Origin of the sequence: Bosea sp. (in: a-proteobacteria) (genome assembly GCF_023953965.1) — a bacterium.
Lineage (GTDB): Bacteria > Pseudomonadota > Alphaproteobacteria > Rhizobiales > Beijerinckiaceae > Allobosea.
The window spans coordinates 156,620-182,765 of sequence record NZ_JAMLIX010000001.1; the positions used below are offsets into that span (position 1 = coordinate 156,620).

21 protein-coding genes are annotated in these 26,146 nt (G+C 67.6%); 6 read left to right on the top strand and 15 right to left on the bottom strand.

Going from position 1 to position 26,146, the window contains the following annotated elements:
- Positions 1 to 82: 82 nt before the first annotated feature.
- Positions 83 to 2,074 carry an enoyl-CoA hydratase-related protein gene (locus M9917_RS00670; RefSeq protein ID WP_297250339.1) on the bottom strand — a complete coding sequence of 664 codons (1,992 nt, stop codon included), beginning with the start codon at positions 2,072 to 2,074 and terminating at the stop codon, positions 83 to 85.
- A gap of 302 nt (positions 2,075 to 2,376) precedes the next feature.
- On the opposite strand from M9917_RS00670, the gene M9917_RS00675 reads away from it, so the two are divergent.
- A complete protein-coding gene (locus M9917_RS00675; protein WP_297250341.1) occupies positions 2,377 to 3,402 on the top strand; it encodes a LacI family DNA-binding transcriptional regulator in 1,026 nt (341 codons plus the stop codon).
- Between the two features lie 593 nt (positions 3,403 to 3,995).
- Positions 3,996 to 5,318, top strand: a complete 1,323-nt coding sequence (locus tag M9917_RS00680) for an acetamidase/formamidase family protein (protein WP_297250343.1) — start codon at positions 3,996 to 3,998, stop codon at positions 5,316 to 5,318.
- A gap of 82 nt (positions 5,319 to 5,400) precedes the next feature.
- Here M9917_RS00680 and M9917_RS00685 read toward each other — a convergent pair whose 3' ends face one another.
- From M9917_RS00685 to M9917_RS00715, 7 genes are all read right to left on the bottom strand, one after another.
- On the bottom strand, positions 5,401 to 6,414 hold the full coding sequence (locus M9917_RS00685; RefSeq protein ID WP_297250345.1) for an ABC transporter ATP-binding protein: 1,014 nt from the start codon (positions 6,412 to 6,414) through the stop codon (positions 5,401 to 5,403).
- On the bottom strand, positions 6,411 to 7,445 hold the full coding sequence (locus tag M9917_RS00690; RefSeq protein ID WP_297250347.1) for an ABC transporter ATP-binding protein: 1,035 nt from the start codon (positions 7,443 to 7,445) through the stop codon (positions 6,411 to 6,413). The genes M9917_RS00685 and M9917_RS00690 overlap by 4 nt, the downstream gene beginning before the upstream one ends.
- Positions 7,442 to 8,335 (bottom strand): ABC transporter permease, encoded by an 894-nt coding sequence (locus M9917_RS00695; RefSeq protein ID WP_297250349.1) that lies wholly within the window; start codon positions 8,333 to 8,335, stop codon positions 7,442 to 7,444. The genes M9917_RS00690 and M9917_RS00695 overlap by 4 nt, the downstream gene beginning before the upstream one ends.
- Positions 8,335 to 9,288: an ABC transporter permease gene (locus M9917_RS00700; protein ID WP_297250351.1), complete on the bottom strand. Its 954-nt coding sequence runs from the start codon at positions 9,286 to 9,288 to the stop codon at positions 8,335 to 8,337. The genes M9917_RS00695 and M9917_RS00700 overlap by 1 nt, the downstream gene beginning before the upstream one ends.
- Before the next feature lie 66 nt (positions 9,289 to 9,354).
- Positions 9,355 to 10,980 carry an ABC transporter substrate-binding protein gene (locus M9917_RS00705; protein ID WP_297250353.1) on the bottom strand — a complete coding sequence of 542 codons (1,626 nt, stop codon included), beginning with the start codon at positions 10,978 to 10,980 and terminating at the stop codon, positions 9,355 to 9,357.
- A 37-nt stretch (positions 10,981 to 11,017) separates the two neighbouring features.
- Entirely contained in the window at positions 11,018 to 13,069 is a 2,052-nt protein-coding gene (locus M9917_RS00710) for a hydantoinase/oxoprolinase family protein (protein ID WP_297250355.1), read from the bottom strand.
- Positions 13,066 to 14,991, bottom strand: a complete 1,926-nt coding sequence (locus M9917_RS00715; protein ID WP_297250357.1) for a hydantoinase B/oxoprolinase family protein — start codon at positions 14,989 to 14,991, stop codon at positions 13,066 to 13,068. The genes M9917_RS00710 and M9917_RS00715 overlap by 4 nt, the downstream gene beginning before the upstream one ends.
- Before the next feature lie 571 nt (positions 14,992 to 15,562).
- Between M9917_RS00715 and M9917_RS00720 the strand changes: the two genes are divergently transcribed.
- The 4 genes from M9917_RS00720 (at position 15,563) to M9917_RS00735 (ending at position 19,773) form a co-directional block, all read left to right on the top strand.
- On the top strand, positions 15,563 to 16,912 hold the full coding sequence (locus M9917_RS00720; RefSeq protein WP_297250359.1) for an aspartate aminotransferase family protein: 1,350 nt from the start codon (positions 15,563 to 15,565) through the stop codon (positions 16,910 to 16,912).
- A 92-nt stretch (positions 16,913 to 17,004) separates the two neighbouring features.
- The gene (locus M9917_RS00725) at positions 17,005 to 17,397 is read left to right on the top strand and encodes a tautomerase family protein (protein ID WP_297250361.1); all 393 of its coding nucleotides are present in this window, start codon (positions 17,005 to 17,007) and stop codon (positions 17,395 to 17,397) included.
- A 137-nt stretch (positions 17,398 to 17,534) separates the two neighbouring features.
- A complete protein-coding gene (locus tag M9917_RS00730) occupies positions 17,535 to 18,191 on the top strand; it encodes a GntR family transcriptional regulator (protein WP_297250363.1) in 657 nt (218 codons plus the stop codon).
- A 100-nt stretch (positions 18,192 to 18,291) separates the two neighbouring features.
- The gene (locus tag M9917_RS00735) at positions 18,292 to 19,773 is read left to right on the top strand and encodes an aldehyde dehydrogenase (protein WP_297250365.1); all 1,482 of its coding nucleotides are present in this window, start codon (positions 18,292 to 18,294) and stop codon (positions 19,771 to 19,773) included.
- A 25-nt stretch (positions 19,774 to 19,798) separates the two neighbouring features.
- On the opposite strand, the gene M9917_RS00740 is transcribed toward M9917_RS00735, so the two are convergent.
- From M9917_RS00740 to ehuB, 7 genes are all read right to left on the bottom strand, one after another.
- Entirely contained in the window at positions 19,799 to 21,199 is a 1,401-nt protein-coding gene (locus M9917_RS00740; RefSeq protein ID WP_297250367.1) for a (Fe-S)-binding protein, read from the bottom strand.
- Positions 21,200 to 21,218: 19 nt separating this feature from the next.
- On the bottom strand, positions 21,219 to 21,662 hold the full coding sequence (locus tag M9917_RS00745; RefSeq protein WP_297250369.1) for a PaaI family thioesterase: 444 nt from the start codon (positions 21,660 to 21,662) through the stop codon (positions 21,219 to 21,221).
- Positions 21,659 to 22,894, bottom strand: coding sequence for a CaiB/BaiF CoA transferase family protein (locus M9917_RS00750; RefSeq protein ID WP_297250371.1), 1,236 nt, complete (start codon positions 22,892 to 22,894; stop codon positions 21,659 to 21,661). Before M9917_RS00750 ends, M9917_RS00745 begins: the two co-directional genes overlap by 4 nt.
- Positions 22,881 to 23,585, bottom strand: a complete 705-nt coding sequence (locus tag M9917_RS00755) for a haloacid dehalogenase type II (protein ID WP_297250373.1) — start codon at positions 23,583 to 23,585, stop codon at positions 22,881 to 22,883. The genes M9917_RS00750 and M9917_RS00755 overlap by 14 nt, the downstream gene beginning before the upstream one ends.
- Positions 23,586 to 23,775: 190 nt before the next feature.
- Complete coding sequence (gene ehuD, locus M9917_RS00760; RefSeq protein ID WP_297250375.1) at positions 23,776 to 24,438, bottom strand: ectoine/hydroxyectoine ABC transporter permease subunit EhuD; 663 nt, start codon at positions 24,436 to 24,438, stop codon at positions 23,776 to 23,778.
- Entirely contained in the window at positions 24,431 to 25,087 is a 657-nt protein-coding gene (gene ehuC / locus M9917_RS00765) for an ectoine/hydroxyectoine ABC transporter permease subunit EhuC (protein ID WP_297250377.1), read from the bottom strand. Before ehuC ends, ehuD begins: the two co-directional genes overlap by 8 nt.
- 85 nt (positions 25,088 to 25,172) lie before the next feature.
- Positions 25,173 to 26,027 (bottom strand): ectoine/hydroxyectoine ABC transporter substrate-binding protein EhuB, encoded by an 855-nt coding sequence (gene ehuB / locus M9917_RS00770; protein WP_297250379.1) that lies wholly within the window; start codon positions 26,025 to 26,027, stop codon positions 25,173 to 25,175.
- Positions 26,028 to 26,146: the final 119 nt, after the last annotated feature.

Consider the following 26,146-nt stretch of genomic DNA (forward strand, 5'->3'; position numbering starts at 1 on the left):
TCCAGAAGGGATGGCGATGATCGGGGTTTCGCCGCGATGCGCAGGGGCAGCGGTGCGGGAAAATGGGTGAAGCGCGATCGGTTCACGCATCGAAGCCGCCCCCTGACAGGGCTCGCTCGACCAGGAGCGGCGCCGGCGCCCAGGCCTCGCCGTGATCGCGGTGGAACTCTCTTATGCTGGCCAGGACCCGCGCGAGCCCCACCTCCTCGGCCAGACACATCGGGCCGCCGCGATGGCGCGGAAAGCCATAGCCCAGCACCTGAACGACATCGATGTCGCTCGCCTGCCGCGCGACGCCGCTTTCGAGAAGACGGGAGCCCTCGTTGATCAGCCTGTAGATCAGCCGCTCGACGATCTCCGGGCCGGACGGGGCGCGGCGCGCGCCGACGGCTTCGTGCGATCTTGGCCGGCCGGTGTCGGTCCCGCTGGAGCCCGCCTTTTCGAACGGCCCCGCCGGGAAGCCGAAATCCCGCATCGCTTCGTCGATGCGCTGCGGGTCTGCGCCTTCCTCTGCGAGCCGAAAAGCTTCCTGCCGAAAGGCATCCGCCATGCGCTCGCCGATCAGGCCGTGGCCCGTTCCGACCATCACTGGCGCCTTGCCGACGCGCTTGCAGAAAGCCGCGGCGGTCAGCAGCGTTTCAGGGACGCAGGTCTCGCCTGCCGAAATCTCGGCCAGCTTCGCCTCGCGGCCAGACCCTGAAAAGCGCATCGCGACGACCGCCTGCGGCCTCGCGGTCGCGGCCGCAAGCGCGCCGATATCGAGCGAGGCCGTATTGGCGGCGAGAAGGGCATCCGGCTTCATAACCCGGTCCAACATCCGGAAGGTCTCGACCGCCGAGGCCATGTCGCCGGGGACCGACGCAATGACGAGGCCCGCTTCCGCAAGCGTTTCCGGCGAGGTATTCGTGCGGATGAGCGCCATGCACTGATCGACCGTCGACGGCGACAGCGCGCCCGAAGCCAATGCGGCGGCATGGCTCTCGCGGATGACCGCGAGGCATTGCTCCAGACGGGTCGCGTCCTCGTCGAAGATGAGCGTCGCGACGCCGGCGGCTGCGAAGCTCGCCGCGAGATCGGCGGCCGACGAATCCGCGCCTGCGATGGCGACCCGGCTGATTCTCGCGGGTTTGGCGTTTCCGGCGAACTGCGGCGGCCGCGCCGCCTTGCGCTCGGCGAAGAAGATGCGCCGCAGGGCGCGCGACGCCGGCGTCGTGACCAGAAAATCGAACACCCTCGCTTCGAATTTCACGCTCTCCGCAAAGGGCAGGACCGCCGTCGCCTCGACGCAATCCACCAGCGCAAGCGGAGCCGGGCTATACTGCGTGGCCTTGGCGACGCGACGGCGCGCCGAGGCGAAGACATCGACCGCCTGGCGCTCGAAAGCGACCGCGATCTCGCTGGTGCGCCGGATGCCCGTCCCCGCCTCGATCAGCCGGCGCGCATAAGCGAGCGTCGCGTTGCGAATGTCATCGGCCGCGACCTCGTCGACGAGACCGATAGCCAAGACTTCTTCAGCGGAAACCGGCTCGCCGAACGCCAGGAAGTCAAGCGCACGTTCGACACCGATGAGACGGGTGACGCGGGGCGCCCCGCCGGCCCCCGGCAGGATGCCGAGCTTCACCTCGGGCAGAGCCAGGCGTGTGCCGGCTAGCGCAATGCGGTAATGACAGGCGAGTGCGATTTCCAGGCCGCCGCCCATTGTGGCGCCATGCAGGCCGGCCACGATCGGCTTGGTCAGCGTATCCATGAACGGAAGGAGCGCCGGCACATCCGCCTGTCCCTCGGCATAGGGCGTTCCGAATTCGGTGATTTCGGCGCCGCCGCAGAAATTCGCTCCGTTCCCGATCAAGGCGAAAGCCTGGACCTCCGGGTCCCGGCTGCCCTCGGCAAAGACGTCATAGAGGCGCTGAACCATCCCGTTATTGACCGCCAGCGCATTCACCGGCGGGTTGTTCAGGGTGATGACGCCGATGCCATGGCCGACCGCATAGCCGATGCATGCATGGCCGGAGGTGTCGACGAACCTCGCGGTCCCGCCTGCGGTAGCGGCCCTTGCTTGAGGAGCGACGTTCACCGTACCGCCTTCATGCGCGAAGACCGGCAGCAACGCATCATCGCCGAGACGCGCATCCGCGCGCAGACAAGGCGGATCTCGCGGGATGCCGCGGGCCCTTTCGCGGCAGGCCTCGCCCGCCCCTGCGCAGACGGTTCGATGGTCGCGAAGCTGATCGCGCAGTCCGACATCAGGCTTCCTCCGTGCCGCGCTTTTGTTCTGTGACAGCGCTAGCACAAGAGTTGAACCATAGTCGCTAGTACGGATCAAGCGGAATATGTTACCGCTGTCATAATTAGAATCCGGGGATCGAGACGCTCTTCATGAACGAAAAACGCAATGCATTTTTGCGGGCCGACACGCCGACGCTCGCCGACGTCGCCCGTCTGGCGAATGTCAGCGAGATCACCGCCTCGCGCGTCGTGCGCAATCGCCAGCCCATCGCGGAGGCGACCCGGCTGCGTGTGCTTTCGGCGATCCAGCAGCTTGGCTATATCCCCAATCGCGCGGCCGGAAGCCTCGCCTCCGCCGGCTCGACCCTGATCAGCGTCGTGCTTCCCTCGCTCTCGAACATCGTGTTCGCGGAAGTCCTCAACGGCATTCACTCGGCCCTCTCGGGCACCCCGTTTCAGGCGGTCATCGGCGTGACGGACTATGACCGCGAAGCCGAAGCGCGGATCGTCCGCTCCTTCCTGGAATGGCAACCGGCCGCGATCATCGTCGTCGGCCTGCATCACACGCCGGCAGCACGCGGCTATCTCGAGAAGGGGCGGTTTCGCGTCGGCGAACTGATGGATATCGACGGCGAGGCCATCGATGTCGCCGTCGGCATGTCGCACCGGCAGGCCGGCTACGATTCCGGCCGGCATTTGCTTCAGCGCGGCTATCGCCGGCTCGGCTATGTCGGGCATGATCTGGAGGCAGACGACCGCGCTCGCGCGCGCTATGAGGGGCTGTGCGCGGCGCTGCGGGATTCAGGGCTTCCGCCGCCGGCCGAACGCCGCTTCGACGTCCCGACCTCGACGACCGCCGGACGAGACCTGCTCGCGTTGCTCCTGACCGAGCACCCCGGCCTCGACGCGGTCGTGTTTTCCAATGACGACATGGCGGTCGGCGGTTTCTTCTATTGCCTCGAAAAGGGCATCAGGCCCAAGGAGCAACTTGCCCTTTTCGGCTTCAGCGGATTGGAGATCGGCCAGGCGCTTCCCATGCCGCTTTCGACCGTGCGGTCCCAGCGATTCCTTGCCGGCAAGCTCATCGTCGAGAAATTGCTCGCAAGTCGCGAGCGCCCCGCCGAGAAGGTGACGATCGATATCGGCTACGAGATCGTCGAAGGCGCAACCGCGTAGAATGCGAGCGGTTCAGGAAAACGGGACAGATGGGACGCGTGGCGCCTCTGCCTGAGGGCGACATGAGGGCGTGACAGGACAGAGCCTGCGAAATGGGCGCGAAGCAGGGGGCTTCCGCCCAATCTCCGGGCTTGAGAGATTGTCGCCTCCCCGGTCAGCAATCTCAGCCGACGGGAGCCCGGATTTCCAGCGCTGCGGCGATGCCATGCAATTGGAACGCTTGGGCGCCACAAGGCGGAGATCATCGGGCAGGCAGATCTGCCTTGGTACCGTCATGGGCACAGCTGGTTCCAGCTGTCGTACGGCACCCATCGCCGCCCGCACGAAGCGTCTCCCCGAACATTGCGAACAGGGAAAGAACATCGCAGCCATAGGATTTTTGTCAATCGCGCGCGATCGGATGTGAACGACAGCTACCGCGTTCGTGCATGGCTCGTCATAGCCCGGCACGGGGCGAACCAGCCGCTGGCACTGGTCACCCACGGCATGATGTCCTAACCTCCGGCGGTTGCCGGATCATGTGCCTCGCGGGCGGCAGAAGCATTCCGCCACGGAAGCGACGGCCAGCGAAGGATCATGGAGGGAGGCCAGACATGAACAAGCAGGCAGCGATCTCCGGTGCGCCGCAGCGCAGCGTCGTCGTCCAAGGCTTCACGAACAGCGTCCTCGACCCCGCGGCGCCGATGCTGGGGCCGGTCGAGAACGGCGGCACCATCATCGCCAACACCGCCCCCGGCTGCTGGGGGCCGATGATCACCCCGCGCCTGCGCGGCGGCCACGAGGTCACCCAGCCGGTCTATGTCGATGGCGCGGAGCCAGGCGACGGCATCGCGATGCGCATCCGCGACATCACCGTGACGGCGATCGCCACCGCCTCGGGCCATGATTCCTCGCCGGCGGGCTTCTGCCTCGGCGACCCCTACGTCGCCGCACGGTGTCCCACCTGCGACGAGGTCTGGCCCGAGACGCATCTGGAGGGGATCGGCCAGGACGCGGTGAAGTGCGACAAATGTGGCAACGCGGTAAAGCCCTTCGAGATCGTCCACGGCTATACCGTCGTCTTCGACGACACGCGCCGCGTCGGCGTCACCGTCCCGAAGGAGGCAGCGGAGAAGATCGCCCGCAACGCCCATCACTACGCGGCCCTGCCCGACGCATCCGTGCAGCATCCGATCCTCGCCTTCGCGCCGTCCGACATGCCCGGCGTGATGGTGCGCATGCGTCCCTTCCTCGGCCAGCTCGGCACGACGCCGTCACACCCGATGCCGGATTCGCACAATGCCGGCGACTTCGGAGCCTTCCTCATCGGCGCGCCGCATTCATACGCCATGACCGCCGAGCAGCTTGCCATGCACAAGACCGACGGTCACATGGACATCGACGCGGTACGCCCGGGCGCGATCCTGGTCGCTCCGGTGAAGGTGAAGGGCGCCGGCGTCTACATGGGCGACATGCACGCCGCCCAAGGCGACGGCGAGATCGCCGGCCACACCATGGACGTCGCGGGAAGCGTCACCCTTCAGGTCGAGGTGGTGAAGAATTATCCCATCGACGGCCCGGTGTTGTTCCCGCTGCCGGAGGATCTTCCGCCGCTTGCGCGCCCCTTCACGTCCGACGAGCGCGCCCGCGCCGAGCGGCTGGCGCGCAGCTGGGGCATGGAGGCGGTGGAGGAGCTGGCACCCATCTCGGTCGTCGGCACCGCGGCCAACATGAACGCGGCGATCGACAACGGCCTCGAGCGAGCAGCGAAGCTGCTGGGCATGACCGTGCCGGAGATACGCAACCGCGCGACAGTGAACGGCGCGATCGAGATCGGCCGGGCGCCAGGCGTCATCCAGGTAACATTCCTGGCTCCGCTAAGCCGGCTCGATGCCGTCGGCCTCGGCGTCTACGCCCGCGAACAGTACAATCTGTAAGGGCTCCGCGCCGGCGGCCATTTATCCCGGCGCACGTGGTGCCGACGGTCCGCACGGGACAAGGCGACAGCCGGACCGCCGCTCAGCTGGCGGCATCCGCCGTTTCGCGGTAGCTCGCGGCCGCCTCCTCGGCGCGCCAGCATGCCGCATCATGCCCCCCGGCGGATGGCAGAGGCGGTGGCTGCTCGCGGCGACAGCGCTCGGCCGCCAGCCAGCAGCGCGGCGCGAAGGCGCAGCCGGTGATCGTGTTCGACAGGTCCGGCGGGCTGCCGGGGATCGCCGTCAGGCGCGCGCCCTTGTTGAAGGCGCCATCGGCACGGCTGCGCAGCAATCCGATCGTATAGGGGTGCCGCGGCGCCAGGATGACCTCTTCGGCGGTGCCACGTTCGACGATGCGCCCGGCATACATCACCGCAATCCGATCCGCGACCTCGACCGCGGCCCCGAGATCATGGGTGACGAACACCGTCGCGAGGCCGAGTTCCTTCTGAAGATCGCGCAACAGAAGCAGCACCTGGATCTGCACGGTGGCATCCAGGGCCGTGGTCGGTTCGTCCGCCAGCAGGACCCGTGGCCGGCATGACAGGGCGAGCGCGATCATCGCGCGTTGCCGCATGCCGCCGGACATCTCGTGCGGATAGGCGTCGAGGCGCTGGGCCGGGCTGGGAATGCGGACGCGCTCCAGCATCTCCAGCGCGCGCAGGCGCGCCTTGGCGCGGCTCATCGGCTCGTGGCGCCTGATCGCTTCGATGATCTGCTCGCCGACGGTGTAGACCGGATCGAGGGCGAGCGCCGGGTCCTGGAAGATCATGGCGACTTCCCCGCCCCGGAAATCCGAGAGCTCGCGCTTCGACATCCTCAGGACGTCGCGGCCATAGACCTCGATCACGCCTGTCGTCGCGGCGGCGCGTTCGGAGTTCAGCCTCATGATCGCGCGCAGCGTGACGCTCTTGCCGGAGCCGGATTCGCCGATCAGCGCCACGGCCTCGCCGCGGTTCAGGGTGAGGTCGACGCCCCGCACCGCGCCGATGCGCCTGGCGAAGGTCACCGTCAGCCCGCTGATCGCCACGGCCGGCGAGGTGGAGGCCTCATTCATGCGCCGACCCTTTCCTGCGCCAGCGAGTGGCCCGATCCGGCCTGCCGCGCGAGACAGGCGACGTCGTGCTGGGCCGCCACCGGTTCGAGTTGCGGCACATCGCGCCGGCACGGCTCCTCGGCCAGGCTGCAGCGGGGGTTGAAGCGGCACCCCGGCGGCGGCGCGATCGGGCTCGGCGGGTCGCCGGCGAGCGGGGCCTTGCTCGTGCGGTGCCGCGGATCGAGCGACGGCATCGAGGCGAGCAGCGCTTCGGCGTAAGGGTGGGCGGGGGCGCCCAGCACGCGCGCGGCCGATCCAGCCTCGCACACGCGCCCCAGATACATCACCAGAACCCGGTCACAGATGAAGCGGACGACGTTGAGGTCGTGGCTGATGAAGACATAGGTCAGCCCGAATTCCTGCTTCAGGTCGAGCAGCAGGTTGAGGATCTGCGCTTCGACCGACTTGTCCAGCGCCGACACCGCCTCGTCCAGGACGATGAGCTTCGGCTCGATGATGATCGCGCGTGCGATGTTGACCCGCTGGCGCTGGCCGCCCGAGAGCTCATGGGGATAGCGCGCGGCGAAACGCGACGGCTCCAGCCCGACACGGTGCAGCAGCGCATGCGCCTTCTCGGTAGCGATGCGGGCGCTCACCCCCTGCGCGCGCGGGGCGAAGGTCAGCGAGGACTCGATCGTCATGCGCGGGTTCAGGGAGGAATAGCTGTCCTGGAAGACCATCTGCGCATCGCGCCAATAGCGGCGCAGCGGCAGCTCCGGGCTGCCCAGCACGCGGCCCTCGAAATCGATCGAGCCCGCGTTCGGCCGGTCGAGCCCCATGATCAGGCGCGCGGTCGTCGATTTGCCGCAGCCGGACTCGCCGACGATCCCGAGCGTCTCGCCCTTGAACAGATCGAAATCGACACCGTCCACCGCCCTGACCGGCATGGCCTCCTTACCGATCTGCCGCTTGCCCGGAAAATGCCTCACCAGCGCGCGGACACGCATCAGCGCGGGCGCCGGGCTCGCCGAGGCGTGCTGTAAGGCGCTCATTCCTTCACCTCCATGGCGGCGCGCAGCCCGTCGGAAAAGATGTTGAACGACAGCGAGACGGTGAAGATCGCAATGCCGGGCAAGGCCGCGACCAGCGGATTGACATAGAGGGAATTGCGCAACGCGTTCAGCATCAGCCCCCATTCCGGCTCGGGCGGACGCACCCCAAGGCCCAGGAACGACAGCCCCGAAGCCAGGATCATCGAGACGCTGAGCAGGCTGGTCGCGTAGACGAAGATCGGGCCGAGCACGTTGCCGAGGATCTGGACGCGCACGATGGTGAGCGCGGAGGCGCCGGACATGCGCGCGGCGTCGATGTAGTCGCGATGGCGGATCTGCGTGGTGACGCTCTCGGCGACGCGCGCGATCTGCGGAAAGAACACGCAGGTCAGCGCGACGATCGAGTTCAGCATCCCGGCGCCGAGCGCGCCCGACAGCGCCACCGCCAGCAGCACGGACGGGAAGGCGAACAGCACGTCGATCATGCGCATGACGACGGCATTGAACCAGCCGCCGACATAGCCCGCCGCGATGCCGATGACCGAGCCGATGACGAAGGCGAAGACGACGGGCGTGACGCCGATCAGGAGCGAGAGGCGCCCGCCATAAAGCAGCCTGGTCAGCATGTCGCGGCCGAGCTCGTCCGATCCGAGCAGGTAGACGGCGTCGCCGACGGGACGAAGGCGCCGCAGCATGGAGCCGCGATAGGGGTCCGCCGGCGCGATCCACGGCGCGGCGAGCGCGAGCACGACGATCGCCAGCAGGATGAACGCCGCCGCCATCGCCGTCGGATTGCGCAGGAGCCGCCGGCCGACACCGCGCCAGTAGCCGGAGGCCGGGAGCGCCTGTGGCAGAGCCTGCGGGGCTTCGATGCCGTGCGTCGCGTCCATCAAAACCTCCTGATGCGCGGGTCGATCAGGGTCTGGACCACGTCGACGATCAGGTTCAGGAACACGAAGAACAGCGCGAGCACGAGGATCGAGCCTTGCAGCAGGGGCAGGTCGCGCTGGAAGATCGAGGTGTTGAGCAGAAGCCCGCTGCCGGGCCAGGCGAACACCGTCTCGATCAGGATCGAGCCGCCGAGCAGATAGCCGAACTGGATGCCCATCACCGCCAGCGCGGTGGGGGCGGCATTCTTGATCACATGCGCCAGCACCGCCGTTTCGCGCATGCCCTTTGCGCGCAGCGCCATGACGAAATCCTGGGAGAGGATGTCGCCGACCAGCGCGCGCACCGTGCGTGCGACGATGCCCATCGGGATCGCGGCCATCGTCAGCGCCGGCATCAGCAGATATTTGAGATGCTCGAAATCGGGCCGCCATGTCGCGCCGCCGTCGGGGCCTGCCCCGGTCGGCGGCAGCCAGCCGAGCAGCGCCGAGAAGACGATGACCAGCACCATGCCGAGCCAGTAGTTCGGCACGCTGACGCCCAGCACGGAAGCGATCGAGGACAGGCGGTCGAAGACGGTGCCCCGGTGATAGCCGCCGATGAAGCCGAACACGCAGCCGAGGGTGAAGCCGATCAGCGTGGCCGCCGAAGCCAGGATCATGCTGTTGACGACGGCCGCGCCGACCTCCGCCAGCACCGGCCGGCCGGTGGCGATCGAGACGCCGAGATCGCCCTGCAAGGCCCTCAGCAGCCAGCGGCCATACTGGACCACGAGCGGCTGATCGAAGCCGTAGAGCGCGCTCATCTCGCTCGCCATCTGCTGCGATGCGTCGAGCGGCAGGACGGCGCTGAGCGGATCGCCGGGCGCGATATGGACGAGCAGAAAGCAGATTACGCTGACCCCGAGCACCACGGGCATGACGGCCAGCACCCGCTTCACGATGAATAGCAGCATGACCGCATCGGCCCAGGCAGGTCCGGCGCCTCGCGCGGGCGCACGGTCCTGCCGCGGGCCGTCCCCTCAGGACAGTTCGATCGCGGTGAGGTCGACGTACCAGCTGTTGGCGGGCACGAAGGGCTTCACGCGTTTGGACAATCCACGCGGATTGACGTCGTGCGCGATCCAGACGAACAGCGCATCGTCGACGGCGCGGCTATGGATTTCGCCCAGAAGCCGGTTCTGCTCGGCGATGTCGAAGGTCGTCCTCGCCTTGCCGATGAGCGCGTCGTAGTCGGGGTTGGACCAGCCGCCCCAGTTGAAGCCGTTCGGAGCGGCGTAGACGCTGTCGAAATAGCGGACGAAGGCGCTGAACGGATCGAACAGGCCGGCGCTGACGTTCAGGGCCGGCAGCCCCTTGTTCTGCGGCGAGATCGCGCCCGCCCGCCAGCGGGCGAGCAGGGTGCCCCACTCCATCACCTCCAGCTCCAGCTTCACCCCGACATCGGCGAGGTTCTGCTGGATGAACTCGTTCATCAGCAGGGGCTGCATCTGCCCCGAGCCGCTCGTCGAGACGATGACGCGGAACGTCAGCGGATTGGTCGGCCCGTAACCGGCCTCGGCCAGGAGCTTCCTGGCCTGGGCCGGATCATGCGTGATCTTGAAGCCGGGCTTGCCGAACCAGGGATCGTTCGGCTGCACCATCCCGACGGCCGGCTTCATGAAGCCGTTGAGCACCTGCTTCAGGCCCTCGCGGTCGATCGCGAGATTGATCGCCTTGCGGACGCGAATGTCCTTGAAGGGCGAATCCGGCTGGTAGCTCAGCATGTAGTTCCAGCCATGGGGATAGTCGTTGGTCTCGACCCGCGCGCCCGATGCGGCGATCTGCGCCGCCTGGTCCGGCGCGACGGCCTCGATCCAGTCGACCTGCCCGGCGAGCAGGGCCGCGGTGCGGGCGGAGGCCTCGGGGATCGGGCGCAGGATGATGCGATCCACCTTCGGCCGCCGCGCCGCATCCCAATACTCGCGGTTCGCCACCAGCTCGGCGCGCTCGCGTTGCTGGAGGCGCTCCAGCTTGAACGGCCCGGTTCCGGAGGGCTGCGCGGCGAAAGCCTGCCAGTCGCGGCCGAGCTTCTCGAACTGGGCCGGGCTGGAGATCAGCAGGAACGTCAGCTGGTAGGGGAAGAATGCGTCTTCCGACCGGGTGGTGAGCTCGACCGTGCTGTCGTCGATCTTCTTCCAGGACGCCAGCGAGCCGACCCGGCTCTTGATCTGGGCGGAGGCGCGCTGGTCGTAATGGGGCGCCTTGTCGTCGAAGAGCTTGACGATGTTCCAGATCACGGCGTCGGCGTCGAAGGTTGAGCCGTCATGGAACTTGACGCCCTGGCGCAGCTTCAGCGTCCAGCGCTTGCGGTCCGCCGGATCGGCGGTCCAGGATGTCGCAAGCCCCGGCGCCAGCGCCGCCGGCTTGTCGGAGGGGCGCAGGTCCCAGTTGATCAGCGCGTCGTAGATCGTGTAGCCGGTGAAGCGAAACCCTTCGAAGCCGTTGTCCGGCCCGCCCGCCGTCAGCGGAATGTCGCTGGCCGTCATAGCGATGCGCAGGACCTTCTCGGCCTGCGCATCGGCGCCCGAAAGCGCGCCGGAGAGCCCCAGCGAGGCGGTCGCGACACCGCCGACCAGAAACGTGCGTCTTTCTATCTTCGGATTCATTGTTGTCCCCTCTCGTTGTTGCATCGTCGTTGAGCGATTATCGCGCGGCGGCGTTCTCCTGGAGCCGCGTCAGCGTCAGCTGCCCGATCGCGCCGACACGCGCCTGCCAGCCCGGCGGCACATAGGTCGTGGCCGACATTTCCTCGATCACCGCGGGGCCGTTCACCGCCTCGGCGCCGTCGAGTTCGTCCCGCTGCCAGACGGGGCATGCGACGAACCGGCCATCGACGGCGACCTGCCGGGACGAAGCCTTGCCACCGCCGCCGCCGGCCACCTTCCAGCTCGGCGTCTCGATCGGAATGCGCCCGATGAGGCGGATGTTCACCACCTGCACGCCCCGTTCGCTGTCCCTGCGACCGAACTGGCGCTCGAAGGCGGCCTCGAACGCGGCGACGATCGAAGACGCGTCCGCGCCGGCTTCGCAGGAAACGGTCAGCTCATGCGCCTGCCCGTTATAGCGCAGATCGAACTGATACTCATGAGCGATAGCACCGACATCGGCGCCTTCGGCGGTGAACTCCTCCGCGATCGCGACCGCCATGGCCTTGAAATGCCTGCGGATCTCCGTGAGCCTGCCATCGTCCAGCGGGCCCAGCAGCGTGATCGAGCGGTCCTTGGCCAGAGCCGAGCAGAGCGCCCCGAAGGCTGAAAACGCGCCGGGCGCCGGCGGCACGATCACGCTGGGAATGCCAACCTCCTGCGCCACCAATGCGGCATGCAGAGGACCGGCGCCGCCATAGGCGAGCAGCGAGAACTCGCGGGGATCGAAGCCGCGCGCCACCGAGATCTCGTGGACCGCCGCCGCCATCTTGGCGACGGCCAGCCGCAGGATCGCCTCGGCAGCCTCGACCGTGCCGATTCCCAGCGCCTCGGCGATCGGCCGGACGACGGCCTCGGCCTTCTCGGCATCGATCCGCAGGGAGCGCCCCATCTCCTGCGAAGCGCCGAGCCGCCGCAGCACCACGTTCGCGTCGGTCACCGTCGCGCGGGTGCCGCCCTTGCCATAGGCCGCCGGCCCCGGCACCGCGCCCGCGCTTTCCGGCCCGACCAGCAGGCTGCCGCCGGCGTCGACGGAGGCGATCGAGCCGCCGCCGGCCCCGACCGTATGGATGTCGAGCTGCGGCAGCCGGATGATCAGCCCGTCGAGGAGCGTCTCGCGCTTGAGCGGAAACGCCGCATCCGCGACCAGCGCCACATCGGTCGAGGTCCCGCCCATGTCGTAGGTGATGAGATTGGGCGTATCGATCGTGCGGGCGAGATGCACCGTCGCCGCGATGCCCGCGGCCGGTCCCGACAGCACGGTCTTCACGGGCTGGGTCGTGGCCGAGGCGGTGGAGAGCAGCCCGCCATGGGAGGCGACGGTATAGAAGCCCGAGGCCGGATATCTCTCCCGGACCGCGCCGGTCAGCCGGCCGATATAGCTCGCCATCACCGGCATCACATAGCCGTTGATCGCGGCGGCCGAGAAACGCTCGAACTCGCGGATCTCGTTCACGATTCCCGTCGAGATCGTCACATGCGGGAAGTGATGGCTGAGGATTTCCCCGGCGCGGCGCTCGTGCTCCGGGTTCAGGTAGCTGTTGACGAAGCCGACGACCACCGCCTCGTTGCCCTCGGCGGCGAGCGCGGCGCCGAGCGCGTCGAGCGCAGCCTCGTCGAGCGGAGCCGAGACCCGCCCGTCCGCCTCGATGCGCTCGCGGACCGTTCGCCGGTTACGCCGGCGGATCAGGGGCTGCGGGCGCTCGAAGAAGGGATCGTAGAGGCTGTTCGGTACCAGCCGCGTCGTGCGGCCGAGCTCGAGGACGTCGCGAAAGCCCTCGGTCGTCACGAAAGCGGCCTGGGCGCCACGCCGCTCCAGCAGCGCGTTGGTTGCCACGGTCGTGCCGTGAACGATGAGCTTGACGGCCTCGCCCGCGACCTCCGCCTTCTCCAGCCCGGCGAGGACGGCCTCGTCCGGCCTGGCGCGGTTGGAAGGCACCTTCACCGCGCGCGTCTGCCCGGAAGATGGCGTGTAGATCGTCAGGTCCGTGAAGGTGCCGCCGACATCGATGCCGACATAGATCGGCGCGGCGCTGGATTGGACGGTCATGCAGGCACCCGTGCAGGCGTAAGGCGTCGAAGGGATTGCGGGCCCGCGCGGCCGTCCGGGCCGACCGACACCCATCCGTCGTCCAGCGTGTCGTCGATCGCGGCGACCCAGTAGCGGCGGGCCGGCCCTTGTGTCGCGATGAGCTCGATCAGATCGCCGGGGCCGATGCCGGACGCGCTGGCGAGCCCCCGGGCGATGCGGCACTGGCCGCTCGCGACCGCCGCCGACACGCAGGCCTCGGCCATCGGCGCCGCCACCTCGTAGCGATCGCGCGTCGCCGCGGTGACATAGCCGTCGGCGAGATCGTCGCGCAACCGCTCGGGCGGGCGCTCGGTGGGCTTGCCGAAGCCGCCGCCACCCGAGCTCTCCATGACGACGACATCGCCGGGGCGCAGCGGGAAATTGGCGATCTTTCCGGGGAAGTCGCTGGGCTCGACGGTTTTTCCGTCGCGCCGCACGCTGTAGCGGTTCGGCGCGCCGGACTCGCCGCCGCTGACGCCGGCGGGCGGGATGATGTTGCGATCCGACAGGACGGAGAGCTTCGCCTGGTCGGTCATGACCTCGATCTCGCGGACGAGCCCGCAGCCGCCGCGGTGCCGGCCGGGCCCGCCGCTGTCCTGGCGGATTTCCTGCCTGACGACGCGCAGCGGGAACACGCGCTCGACGACCTCGGTCGACTGGATCGAGACGTTCTCGCCCTCGTTGAAGGCGCGCACGGCGACGTTGCCGTCATGCTCGGACCAGGCGCCGGTGCCTCCCGAGGGGTATTCGTAGAAGATGAAATCGTGCCCGCCGATATAGGTGTGGTTGGAGGTGCCGCGCACATCGCCCGTCATCCGGCCCGGAACGGCCTGGCCGAGCGCGCCCATCACCGCGGCGTCGCAACCGAAGCGGACCTCGTTGAGGCCGCCGCAGGGAGCGGGCCTGGCGGCATTGACGATCGTGCCGGGCGGAACGACGACGGAAATCACCCGCAATGTGCCTGAATTGATCGGGCCGGTAGGGTCGAGGAAGGACTTCAGGACGGTCATGACCGATGTCGGCGCGATCGCCGGCCCCGCATTGAGCGGCGCCGCGACCTGGGCGGACGTGCCCGTGAAATCCGCCTCGACATGGTCGTCGGCGATGGTCAGCTTGACATGCACCTCGAGCGGATGGGGCGTGGACGCGTTGCCGTCGATGTAGCCGATGTGCCGGAAGGTCCCCTTCGGCAAGCGGCGCACCGCGTCCCGCATCCGGCGCTCCGCGCCGTCCAGGATGTCCTCGAGCGCGTCGCGCAGCGTCGCGGTCCCGTATTTGCCGGCGAGGTCCCGCAGGCGCCGCTCCGCCACCCGGCAGATGCCGAGCACGGCCTGGAAGTCGGACGCAGCCTCGGCGGTGGCGCGGACGTTGTCGAAGATCATGCGCAGCATCTCCGACTTGCCCGATTTATCGATCTTCAGGAAGTTCAGGCGCAGCCCTTCCTGCAGGATGTCCGTCGCCGCACCGTTGAGCGAGCCGGGGGTCATGCCACCGATGTCGCCCCAATGGGAGCGGATGACGACGTAGAACAGCGCCGCCCCATCCTGGTGGACAGGCCAGATCACGGCGACGTCGTTGAGATGCGTTCCGCCCGTATAGGGGTCGTTGTGCAGCAGGATATCGTTCTCCGCGATCGCGCCATGAATGGCGAGCGCGCCCTGCACCGCGCCGGCGACCGGGATGATGTGGAAGGGATGGTCCTCGCCGGACTCCGCCACGAGCCGTCCCTGCCCGTCGATCAGGACGCAGGAGAAGTCGTAGCCCTCGTAGATGATCGAGCTGTACGAGGATTGCACCATCGCCCGCCGCATCTCGCGCACGACGGAATTCAAAGCCTCGCGAATGACGGCGCTGGTGGCGACATCGGTGCGTCTGACGATCGTCGTTTCAGCTTCTGCCATTGCGCCAGTTCCTTCCGCGACCGCGGGTCGCCCTCTCTCCGAGACCGCCGGAACGCGATCCGGCCGGCTTGATCCCTACCCGTCACGCGGCGTGTTCTCATCTTCGCGAGCCGCCGGGCCCCGCGACGACGCAGCCTCGCCGCAGCAGGTGGGTGGAGCCTATTCGTACACATAAAATTCTGTCAATCCCATTTGTGATATAACCGCTTTTTTTGATTTCGGATACAAAACTACGGATATGATACTGCTGCCGCGATGCTCGCCTCCGGGAAGCTGCCCCTGGGCGCGACACCGAACCGGGCCCGCTGAAGCGCCAAAAGCCAATGAAAATCGGCAAAATTACAGCTATCCGGTCACGGGCGAGCCGGTCGACCGCCGGCTTGGCCGCGCCATGGATAGCCCGGATATGCCGGAACTGGAAGGCTGCCCAAAGCCCGTCAATCTCAAATTTTTTGTACTCTGAAGCAAAAATTTCCTTTGTTATCAATGATAGTTGACAATCCGTAATGTGTACCAATATTTTTTTGGACGCGCCGCGACTTCGCGCCGCCCATCGTCAAGGATCATATCCATGCTTACCGCCTCAACGTCAGCCGATGCCGTTCCGTCGATCGGGCGCCACGGGCGCCTCAGCGAGCGCGAGCGGGGAGAATTCGCCACGGCCGAGCGCCTGCTTCCCGGCGGGGCGCTCGGGGGCAACGCCTTGCCCGGCGATGCGAAGTTCGTGTTCGCCCGCGGTGACGGATCGCGCTTCTGGGACGCGTCCGGCAACGAGTACATCGACTATGTGCTCGGCTCGGGCACGATGTTCGTCGGCCACGCGCATCCGCGCATCCAGGAAGCCGTCACCGAGCAGGTCAAGCGCGGCACGCATTTCTTCGCCTATCTCAACGAGCAGGCGATCGAGCTCGCGGCGCGGGTCACGCCGCATATCCGCTGCGCCGAACGCATCCGCTTCACGACCGCCGGCTCCGATTCGACCTTCCACGCGATCCGGCTGTCGCGTGCCTTCACCGGCCGGTCCAAGGTCCTGAAGTTCGAGGGCGCCTATCACGGCGTCCACGATTACGCGCAGCTTTCGACCGCGCCGAAGACGCTCAACAACTTCCCCAATCCCCTGCCCGACACCGCCGGCATCCCCGAGGTCGTGCAGGATCTCATGCTCGTCGCGCCGTTCAACGACGAGGAAACGCTCGCCTCGATCCTGGCCGAGCACGGCCATGACATCGCGGCCGTCATCATCGAGCCGATCCAGCGGATCATCTCGCCGAAGCCGGGCTTCCTGCAGGCCGTCCGGGACCTGACCCGCAAGCACGGCATCGTCATGATCCTCGACGAGGTCGTCACCGGCTTCCGTTACGGGCTGGGCGGCGCGCAGGCCTATTTCGACATCACGCCCGATCTCGCCACCTACGGCAAGATCATCGGCGGCGGGCTTCCGGTCGGGGCCGTCGCCGGCCGTGCCGATATCCTCGACCAGGCCAATCCGAGCAACAAGGGCAAGCCGGGCTACGTCTATCAGAACGGGACGCTCCAGGGCCATCCGCTCGGATGCGCGGCCGCGCTCGCGACCATGGACATCCTGGAGGAGCCCGGCCTCTACGACCGGGTTTTCGCGATGGCCGACAAGCTGCGCGCCGGCTTGCAGAAGGTCTTCGACGACAACCGGATGGGCCTTCTCGTCTTCGGCGAGGGGCCGATGTGGCACATGCTCTTCACCGACAAGGTGCCGCAGAACTGGCGCGACATCGTCGCGACCGATACCGGCAAGCTCGCCCGGTTCGAGGCCGAGATGATCAAGCAGGGGCTGTTCGTGCTGCCGAACAACCGGCGCTTCATCTCGATCCGGCACGACGAGCGCGACCTTGCGGATACCTTCGCCGCGGCGGACCGCGCCTGCAAGGCGTTCGCCGGCCACTGACGACCTCGAGCGCGGCTGGCCTGCGAGGACCGGCCGCGCGCCCCTTTTCGACCAGCATCGCGACCGCGGTCGCCTTTTGAAGAGACAACACCATGCCTCAAGCCAAGATCTATGGAATCCGCGAGCATCTCGTGCCGATCCGCGATGCTCTCTCCGACGCGGTCAACGAATCGATCTCGGTCGCGTTCTCCTTCCCGGCCGAGCGGCGCCTGCAGCGCTTCTTCCCGATGGACGCGGCGGATTTCATCTACCCCAAGCACGAGCGCTCGGAACGCTATACGATCATCGAGATCGAAACCTTCCAGGGCCGCTCCAAGGACGTGCTGAAGACGCTGGTGCGCGAGATCTACCAGCGGGTGCCGGCGGCCACGGGCCTCGCGCCGCGCGACGTCGACGTCATCATCTCCGAGCAGCCCCGCCACGCCTGGGGCCTGATGGGCGAGTGCGGCGACGAGATCAAGCTGACCTACAAGGTCGAGATCTGAACCGCGGCCCGGCCGGGAGGCGGCGCCGCCTGCCGGGCACGCCGAACTGGCGGCCCGGCGGTCATCGCGATATTCACTGGAATCGAACCGATCCGATGGCCGCGGACCGATAACCGACTTTCTCGGACAGGGCAGCGATGACCGATACCGCTTCTCCCACGCTTTCGCCGGGGCGCATCGCCGAGGTCCTGACCTCGGATATCATCGTCGGGCGCATCGCGCCGAATTCGCGCATGATCGAGGATGATGTCGCGGCGCGCTTCAACGTCAGCCGCTCTCCGGTCCGCGATGCGATCCGGCTGCTGGAGCAGGAAGGTCTCGTCGTCAAGACCGAGCGGCGCGGCGCGCGCGTCGCGGCGATGAACCGCCGCGATCTCAACGAGGTCTATCTCTGCCGCCTGTCGCTGGAGGCGATCGCCGCGAGCGAGGCGGCGAAGAACATCCGCCCGCCGGCCCAGCGCCTGCTCGACCGCGCGCTCGTCGAACTGAAGAAAGCCTTCGAGCGCTCCGATGTCGCCCGCTATTTCGAGGCCAACGTGGCCTTTACCGGCGCCATCCACATCGCCGCGGACAATGCCACGCTGCGCCGTTTGCTGAACGGGATCGACAAGCAAAGCCTGCGCTATCGTTTCTTCGCCTATCGGAACTTTCCCCAGTTGATGGGAACCTCGCTGGAAGGCAGCCGCGCCATCGCCGAGGCGATCCGGCGGGGCAATTCCGAGGAAGCGCACAGGGTGACCCAGGATCTGATCCGCAAATCCTGGGACGTGCTCAAGCTCTGCATCCCCGAATAGGCGCCGCCGGCGACGCCGGCGGAGGATGGCATCATGCCCCCGCAGCAGGGGGCCGGCAGGCCGCGCGCTTGCCCGCACAGGATTATGAGGAGAGCCGATCATGGAGCATTTCACGAACATCATCGGCGGGCGAAGCGTGCCGGCCGCATCCGGGCGATGGCTGCCGAGCCTCGATCCCTATCGCAACGAGAATTGGTGCGCGATTCCCGACAGCGACCAGGCCGATGTCGATGCGGCCGTCGACGCCGCGGCTGCGGCCTTCAGGGCTCCGGAATGGGCGGGCCTGTCCGCGACGGCCCGTGGCGCGCTGCTCAGGCGCGTGGGCGACCTGATCGCCGGGAACGCCGCCCGGCTGGCGGAGCTGGAAGTCCGCGACAACGGCAAGCTCCTCAACGAGATGCTGATCCAGCTCCGGACGATCCCGCAATGGTTCTACTACTATGGCGGCCTGGCCGATAAGGTCGAAGGCGCGGTCCTGCCGATCGAGCGGCCCGATCATTTCGTCTACACCACCTGGGAGCCGCTCGGCGTCGTCGCCGCGATCACGGCGTGGAATTCTCCGCTCCTGCTGCTGACATGGAAGCTGGCGCCCGGCCTCGCCGCCGGCAACACCTTCGTCGTCAAGCCGTCCGAGTTCGCGAGCGCCTCGACGATTGCTTTCGTCGAGCTGTTCGAGCAGGCCGGGTTCCCGCCCGGGGTCGTGAACGTGATCTGCGGCACGGGACAGGGCGTGGGCGCTCCCCTGGTGTCGCATCCAGGCGTCGCCAAGATCGCCTTCACCGGCTCCGACGCCGCCGGCAAGGCGATCAACAAGGCCGCGGCAGCGGATCTCAAGCACGTCACGCTCGAGCTCGGCGGCAAGTCGCCCAACATCGTTTTCGCCGATGCGGATCTCGAAGCCGCCGCCGCGGGGGTCGCCTCCGGCATTTTCGCCGCCGCCGGGCAGACCTGCATCGCCGGATCCCGCCTCCTGCTGCAGCGCTCGATCTACGAACCCTTCATCGAGACGCTGCGCGAGATGGCGCGGAACGTCAAAATCGGCGACCCGCTCGACCCCGAGACCCAGATGGGGCCGCTGGCCAACCTCCCGCATTACAACAAGGTCCTCTCGTGCATCGCCGATGCCCGGAAGGAAGGGCTGGTCGTCGCCTGGGGCGGAAAGGCGATGGAGACCGCGACCGGCGGCCTCTTCGTCGAGCCGACGATATTCCGGGATGTCGACAACGAGGCCGAGCTCGCACGCAGGGAGGTCTTCGGCCCCGTCCTGGCCGTCATCCCCTTCGAGGACGAAGCCGAGGCTCTCCGGATCGCCAACAACTCTCAATACGGCCTGGCCGCGGGCGTCTGGACGAAGGACATGGCGCGCGCCTTCCGCATGTCGAAGGGGCTGCAGTCGGGCACGGTCTGGATCAACACCTACCGCGCGCTGAGCTACATGGCCCCGTTCGGAGGGGTGAAGGACAGCGGCCTCGGGCGCGAAAGCGGCCAGGAGATGATCAAGAGCTACATGCAGCCGAAGACGGTCTGGCTGAACAATTCCGATCAGCGTCCCGCCAACCCCTTCGTGATGCGGCTGGCCTGACGGAGGAGGCGCAGCGGCCGGCCGGTCATGGGCCGGAGCCGGCCTCGACCAGCGCGGTCAGGACCTGGATCGGATGCTTGAGCTCGATCGCATCGATCAGCTTCGCCTGCGACCGGCATGAATAGCCCGTCGCCATCAGGCGGCCCTGCCTGCCGGCGCGGGCGACGATCGGCGCCCAGCTCATCTGATAGATGCGCTCCGAGAGATCCCGCTTCGTTGCCTCGTGGCCATAGGTCCCCGCCATCCCGCAGCAGCCGCTGGGCAGGATGTCGAGCCTGGCCCCGAACACCGCGAAGACGGACTTCCAGTCATCGGCCGCGCTGCCCGCATTGGTTCGCTCGGTGCAGTGCGGGAGCAGCTGGAACTCCCGGCCGAGGCGCGCGGGGCGGGCCCGCCCCGCGAGCGCGCGCAGGAGCCATTCCTGAGGCAGCAGCACCTGCGGCGCGGCTTCGCCGAGCGCGCTGCGGTATTCGGAGCGATAAGTCAGCGTCATCGAGGGGTCGAGGCCCACCAGCGGAACGCCCGAGGTTTCCAGCGCTTTCAGCATGGCGGCATTCCGGGCGGCCGCCCTGGCGAAGGCCGCGAGCCGGCCGGTCACGTGCAGCGGCTTGCCGTTCGGCTTGTATGGCGCAAGCCAGGGAATGTATCCGAGCGCCTGCGCGACCCGCGCCAGATCGATCAGGAGCCGGGTCTCGAAATAGCCGGTGAAGGCGTCCTGCACCAGGACGAGGCTGCGACCGCGCTCCTCGGGCGAGAGGCGGCCGATCGCATCCGGCGTGGCGGTTTTCACGCCGAGCCGCGCGAGCGACGGCTCCGGCCGCAGACCGGTGAGCCTGGGCGTGGCGACCAGCCCGCAGGAACGCAGCAGCATCCTGCCGGGGCCGCTCGAGACGACGCCGTTGTAGAGCGCCGGGACATAGGCGGCGACCGGCAGCAGGCTTTCGAGCAGGGACAGGAGCCAATCCCGCGGCGGCCGCAGATAGCGGCCATGATAGGCGGCGAGGAAGCGCGCCCGGAACGCCGGCACATCGACCTTGACCGGGCATTGCCCGACGCAGGACTTGCAGGCGAGGCAGCCATCCATCGCGGCCTTGACCTCATGTGAGAAGTCCGGCTCGCCGCATCTGGCGCGCAAGCTGTGCCAGGCGCGGCGCGGCAGGGTGAGCCATGACGGCTCGCCATGGCCGGCCGAGGGATCGACGCCCTGCCGGGCCAGCAGGCGCAGCCATTCGCGGACGAGCCCGGCGCGCCCCTTGGGGGAATGCCGCCGGTCGCGCGTCACCTTCCAGGACGGGCACATCGCATCGTCGGCGTCGAAATTGAAGCAGGCGCCGTTGCCGTTGCAGGAGAGCGCGTCGCCGAACGCGGCGCGGGCGGCCGGCTCGATCTGCCGGTCGGGCGGCGCGATCGAAAGGCGTGGGATCATGCGATCGGTTCGCGGCGATCTAGCCGGCCTTGAGAAGCTTCCACGTCGCCGTCGCATGGGCGGCGAGCTCGCCATCGGCCCTGAAGGCGTGGGACTGCAGATAGGAGATGCCCCGGCCCTGGCGCAGGAACGAGGCGCGGCAGGTGACCTCGCCGCCACCGATCGGAGCGATGTACTGGATCTTCATCTCGAGGGTCGCGCCGGGGCCGGCGCGATGGTTGAGCAGGTGCCCCATCGAGATATCCAGGGCGGTGGCGAGGACGCCGCCGTGAAGCGTGCCCTGGGGATTGAACAGGGTCGGGATCGCCTCGAAGGCCACCAGGCATTCGTCGCCGGGATAGGAGACCTTGAAGCCGAACAGCCGCGACAGGAAGAAGGAGTTGAACGCCTGCCGGTCTTCGCCGGCCGCGCGCACGAGCATTTCCTGCCCGAGCGCCTGCCAATCATGTTGCGCCTTGCTCATGCGTTCTCCTTCCCGCCGGCGGACGTTTCCCCGAATGCGCCCGAGCAGGCAAGGCCCGCGATCTGCGCCTCGTCCATCGAAAGCCATTCGGCGAGGATCTCGCCGTTGTGCTCGCCGAGCAGCGGGGGCCTGCGCGCATCCGGCGGCGGCTCGTCGTCGAAGCGCACGGCGCTCGCCAGATAGCGCAGGTCGCCGGCCGCCGGATGATGCATGCTGCGCGCGACGCCCCGCGCGGCGAGCTGGGGCTCCTCGCAGACCTCGCCGACCGATTTGATCGCGCCGCAGGGAATCCCCGCCGCGATGAACAGCGCCGTCCAGTGGCCGCGCGGCTTTTCCCGAAAGACCGGTTCCAGGATCGCCTTGAGCTCCGCGCGCAGCGCCGCCCTGTCCGCGGCGCGCGCATAGCGCGGCTCCGCCAGCAGGTCCGGGCGCGCCATCGCCTTGCAGAAGGCCGCCCAGAAGCGGTCATTGGCGACGCCCAGATTGAACCAGCCATCGGCGGCCCGGAAGGTCTCGTAGGGGCTGATGGTCGGATGGGCGTTTCCGCGCCGCTTCGGGCTCCTGCCGGAGGCGAAGTACATGCCGGCGTTGAACGTCAGAAGCGACGCCATAGAGTCGAGCATGGAGACGTCGACGCGCCCGCCGGTGCCGGTGCGCTGGCGCTGGGCGAGCCCCGCGAGCACGGCCTGGGCCGCGTAGAGGCCGGTCACGAGATCGGCGATCGAGGTGCCGACCTTGGTCGGCGGGCCATCGGCGTCGCCGGTGATGTCCATGACGCCCGATTCGCCCTGCAGGATCAGGTCGTAGCCCGGCCGGCCGGCCTCGGGGCCGGTCCGCCCGAAACCGGAGATGCCGCAATAGAGCAGCCGTTCATTGCCCTGCCGCAGCGTGTCGAAGCCCAGCCCCAGCCGCTCCATCGTGCCCGGCCGGAAATTCTCGATCACGACATCCGCCACGCGGGCGAGACGCAGGACGAGGTCGCGGCCGGTCTGCGATTTGAGGTCGACCGCGCAGCTGCGCTTGTTGCGGTTGACCGACAGGAAATAGGCGCTCTCGCCACCGACGAAGGGCGGACCATAGGTCCGCGATTCGTCGCCATTCCTCGGCTCCTCGACCTTCAGCACGTCGGCCCCCAGGTCCCCCAGCAGCATCGTCGCGAAAGGGCCCGAGACGACGCGGCAGAGGTCGAGGACCCTGATGCCGGCGAGCGGGGCGCCGTCAGACCATTGCATCGGCAAGGTCCGTCATTGTCGGCATGGTGATGTCGGGCTGGTGCGGCGTGCGCTCGAACGGCCGGTCGCGCCGGTTGATCATGGCGGTGCGCATCCCGGCGGATTTCGCGCCGATGACGTCGAAGGCGTGGTTGGCGACGAACAGGATCTGGTCCATCCGCAGGCCGAGAAGCTCCGCCGCCTTGGTATAGGTCGCCACATGCGGCTTGAAGGAGTTGGCTTCCGCAACGGAGATGACCCGGTCGAACGGGACCTTGTGGTATTTCTTCGCGGTCTCGAGCATGTCCGGATCGCCGTTCGAGAGCACGACGAGCTTGTACTTTGTCTGCAATTTCGCGAGCGCGGCCGGAACCTCGGGGAAGCACTCGAGCTTCTCGATCTCGGCGACGAGCGCGCTGACCTCGTCGTCGGTATGCGCGATGCCGCAGCGGTTGAGGACGTGGTCGACCGCCCGGAAGCCGATCTCGCGATATGGCGTATGCGCCCTGTGCAGCAGGGCGTCGATCATCGAGTTCTCGAAATGGGTGCGGCGCCACCAGGTCACGAAGGAGTTCGGGCTGCCCTTCCAGCCTTTCGACGCCAGATAGGGCGTGGCGATCTTGGTGAGCCCGCCCTGCATGTCGACTACGGTGCCATACTGGTCGAACATGCAGACCTTGATCGTGTCCTTCAGATTCTGGATATCGGTCACCGGCGCGCTCCTCATATGTGTGCCTGACGGGTTGGAACGGGATCGATACAACCCGATGCTTCATCATCAGCAAAATGGATTGTTTCTCTAGAGGTATTGATATGGTGAATGATTGCGATGCCGGCGGACGCCGGGGCGAAGCCGGGCTGCGGCGATCGGCTCCGGAGGGGCCGGTCTCGGGCAGCGATGCTCATCGCCATTTCGTGGCGCGGCGCTCGATGATCGCAATGACCCGGGCCGAGGCAATGCTCAGCACCAGGAAGATCAGGCCGGCGATCGTGATCGGCTCGTTGTACCGGAACGTCTCGGACCCGATCAGCTTCGCGGTCTGCATCACCTCGATGATCGCGATGGCCGCGAGCAGCGGCGTTTCCTTGTAGAGCGCGATCAGGTAGTTCCCGAGCATCGGGATCATCGGCACGATGGCCTGTGGCATGACGATCTTCAGGAATGCGACCGGCCGCGAAAGCCCCAGCGCCGCCGCGGCTTCGCGCTGCCCCTGTCCGACGCTCCTGAAGCCGGTCCTGTAGACCTCGCTGATATAGGCCGCATAGTGAACGCCCAGCGCGAGGACGCCCGTCGCCAGCGCCGGAAGCACGATCCCGAACCCCGGGAGAGCGAAATAGAGCGCGTAGATCTGCGTCAGGATCGGCGTCGAGCGCACGAACTCCACGAAGCCGCCGCTGAGATAGCGAATGGATCGCCCTCGGCTCTCCCGCGCCACGGCCAAAGGCAGCGCGACGATCAAGGCCAGGGCGAAGGAGGCCGCCACGGCAAACAGCGACACCCCCGTCGCCTTGAGCAGCGCCGGCAGCACCGAGAAGGCGAACGACCAGTCCCAGATGTCATCCATCGCCGGCCCGCACCCTTCTCCACGTTCCGACACGCAGATCGGCGAACGACACGGCCGCGGCGATGATCTGGGCGAGAACGAAGTAGATCAGGAGAACCAGACCCATGATCTGCATCGTCTGCATCGTCAGCTGCGTCAATTGATAGGCGCGATAGGTCAGATCGGCGATCGTGATCAGAGACACCAGCGAGGTCGCCTTCAAAAGCTGGATCATCAGATTGCCCCAGGGGCGGATGAAGATGACCAGTGCCTGCGGGACGATGACCAGGCGAAGGCACTGAAGCCCGGTCAGGCCGAGCGCATGAGCGGCCTCGCGCTGCCCCTTCGCGACGGACGCCAGCGCCGCGCGGACGATTTCCGCGCCATAGGCGCCGTAATTCAGCCCGATGCCGATGACCGCCACCCATAGCGGTGGCCAGGACACGCCAAACTGCGGAAGCACGAAGTACAACCAGAAGAGCTGGACGAGGAGGGACGTGCCCCGGAAGAATTCAATGTAGATGATCGCGAGGATAGCGAGCGAACGCCGGGCGGAGCCCCGCATCACGCCGAAGATCGACGCCAGCAGGAATGCCACCAGAGCGGACAGCACCGCGATCTGGGCCGTGACGCCGATGCCTCCGAGGAGATTGGGCAGATAGGCAGGCATCAGGCTCGTCTCTCGCCCCCAATGACCTCTCGATCCGCCGGCGGCGGCCGGCAGATCGAGTCGCGTCCCGGCCGCGAGCCGGCTCTCACCGGCAGAGTTCGGCCGTGGTGAGATCCGGCAGATTCTCCTTCGTGAAGCCGAACGGGGTCATCGCCGCGAGAAACTCGTCGGATTTCTTGACCTCGGCCAGGGCCGCGTTGAACGCCACCCGCAGGCTCTCGTCCTCCGGGCGGAAGGCGAAGGCGCTGTAGCCGCGCCCCGGCCGCCCGTCGATCGTCGGGTCCGCGACGCCCTTCACCAGCTCGACGCCGCCGGAGGCGCCCATCGCTTCGACGAGCCGGCGCGCCGGCAGGTCGCTGATGGCGAAGGCATCCGCCCGGCCGGTGGCGACGGCCGCCATCGCGCTCGGCCCGTCCGGGAAGGCGGAGACCCGGGCATCGGCCACGCCGAGCTTCTTCAGATAGCTCGCCTGGACGGCACCCGCCATGATCGCGAGCTTGACGTCGTCCCGGCTGACGAGGTCGTTCCAGCCCGTGACCTTCTTGGGATTGCCCTGCCTCACCGCGATCGCCTGGCCGATCTTGTAGATCGGCTCGGAGAAGAAAACCTGGGCGCAGCGCTGCGGATTGACGAACATGGCCAGAACGACGTCGAAACGCTTGGCCTTGAGCCCCGGGATGAGCGATGCGAACTCGGTGAGCACGCCATCCATCTCGGCGATGCCCATCTTCTTGACGACCAGCCGTGCGACAGCAGCATCGGCGCCCGTCAGTTGCCCCCGTTCATTGGCATAGGCATAGGGCACCTGGTTCGGGAATCCGACGCGCAGAAAGCCGTCTTGCCTGGCCCGATCGAGGGTCGACTGCGCGTTTGCAGCCAGCGCGAAGCCCGCAGACAAGAGAGCGGCAGCCGCGAATATCGTCTTGCGCCTCGTGATCATCTTCAATCCCCTTCTGTTTTTCCGGCTTCGCAATGCGGCGGCGCCTGATCTTTGCGCCCGGCGCGGCCCCGGCCGGGCCGGTTCACGCCGGAACTGTCTTGCGCCGGGCTTCGGGGGCG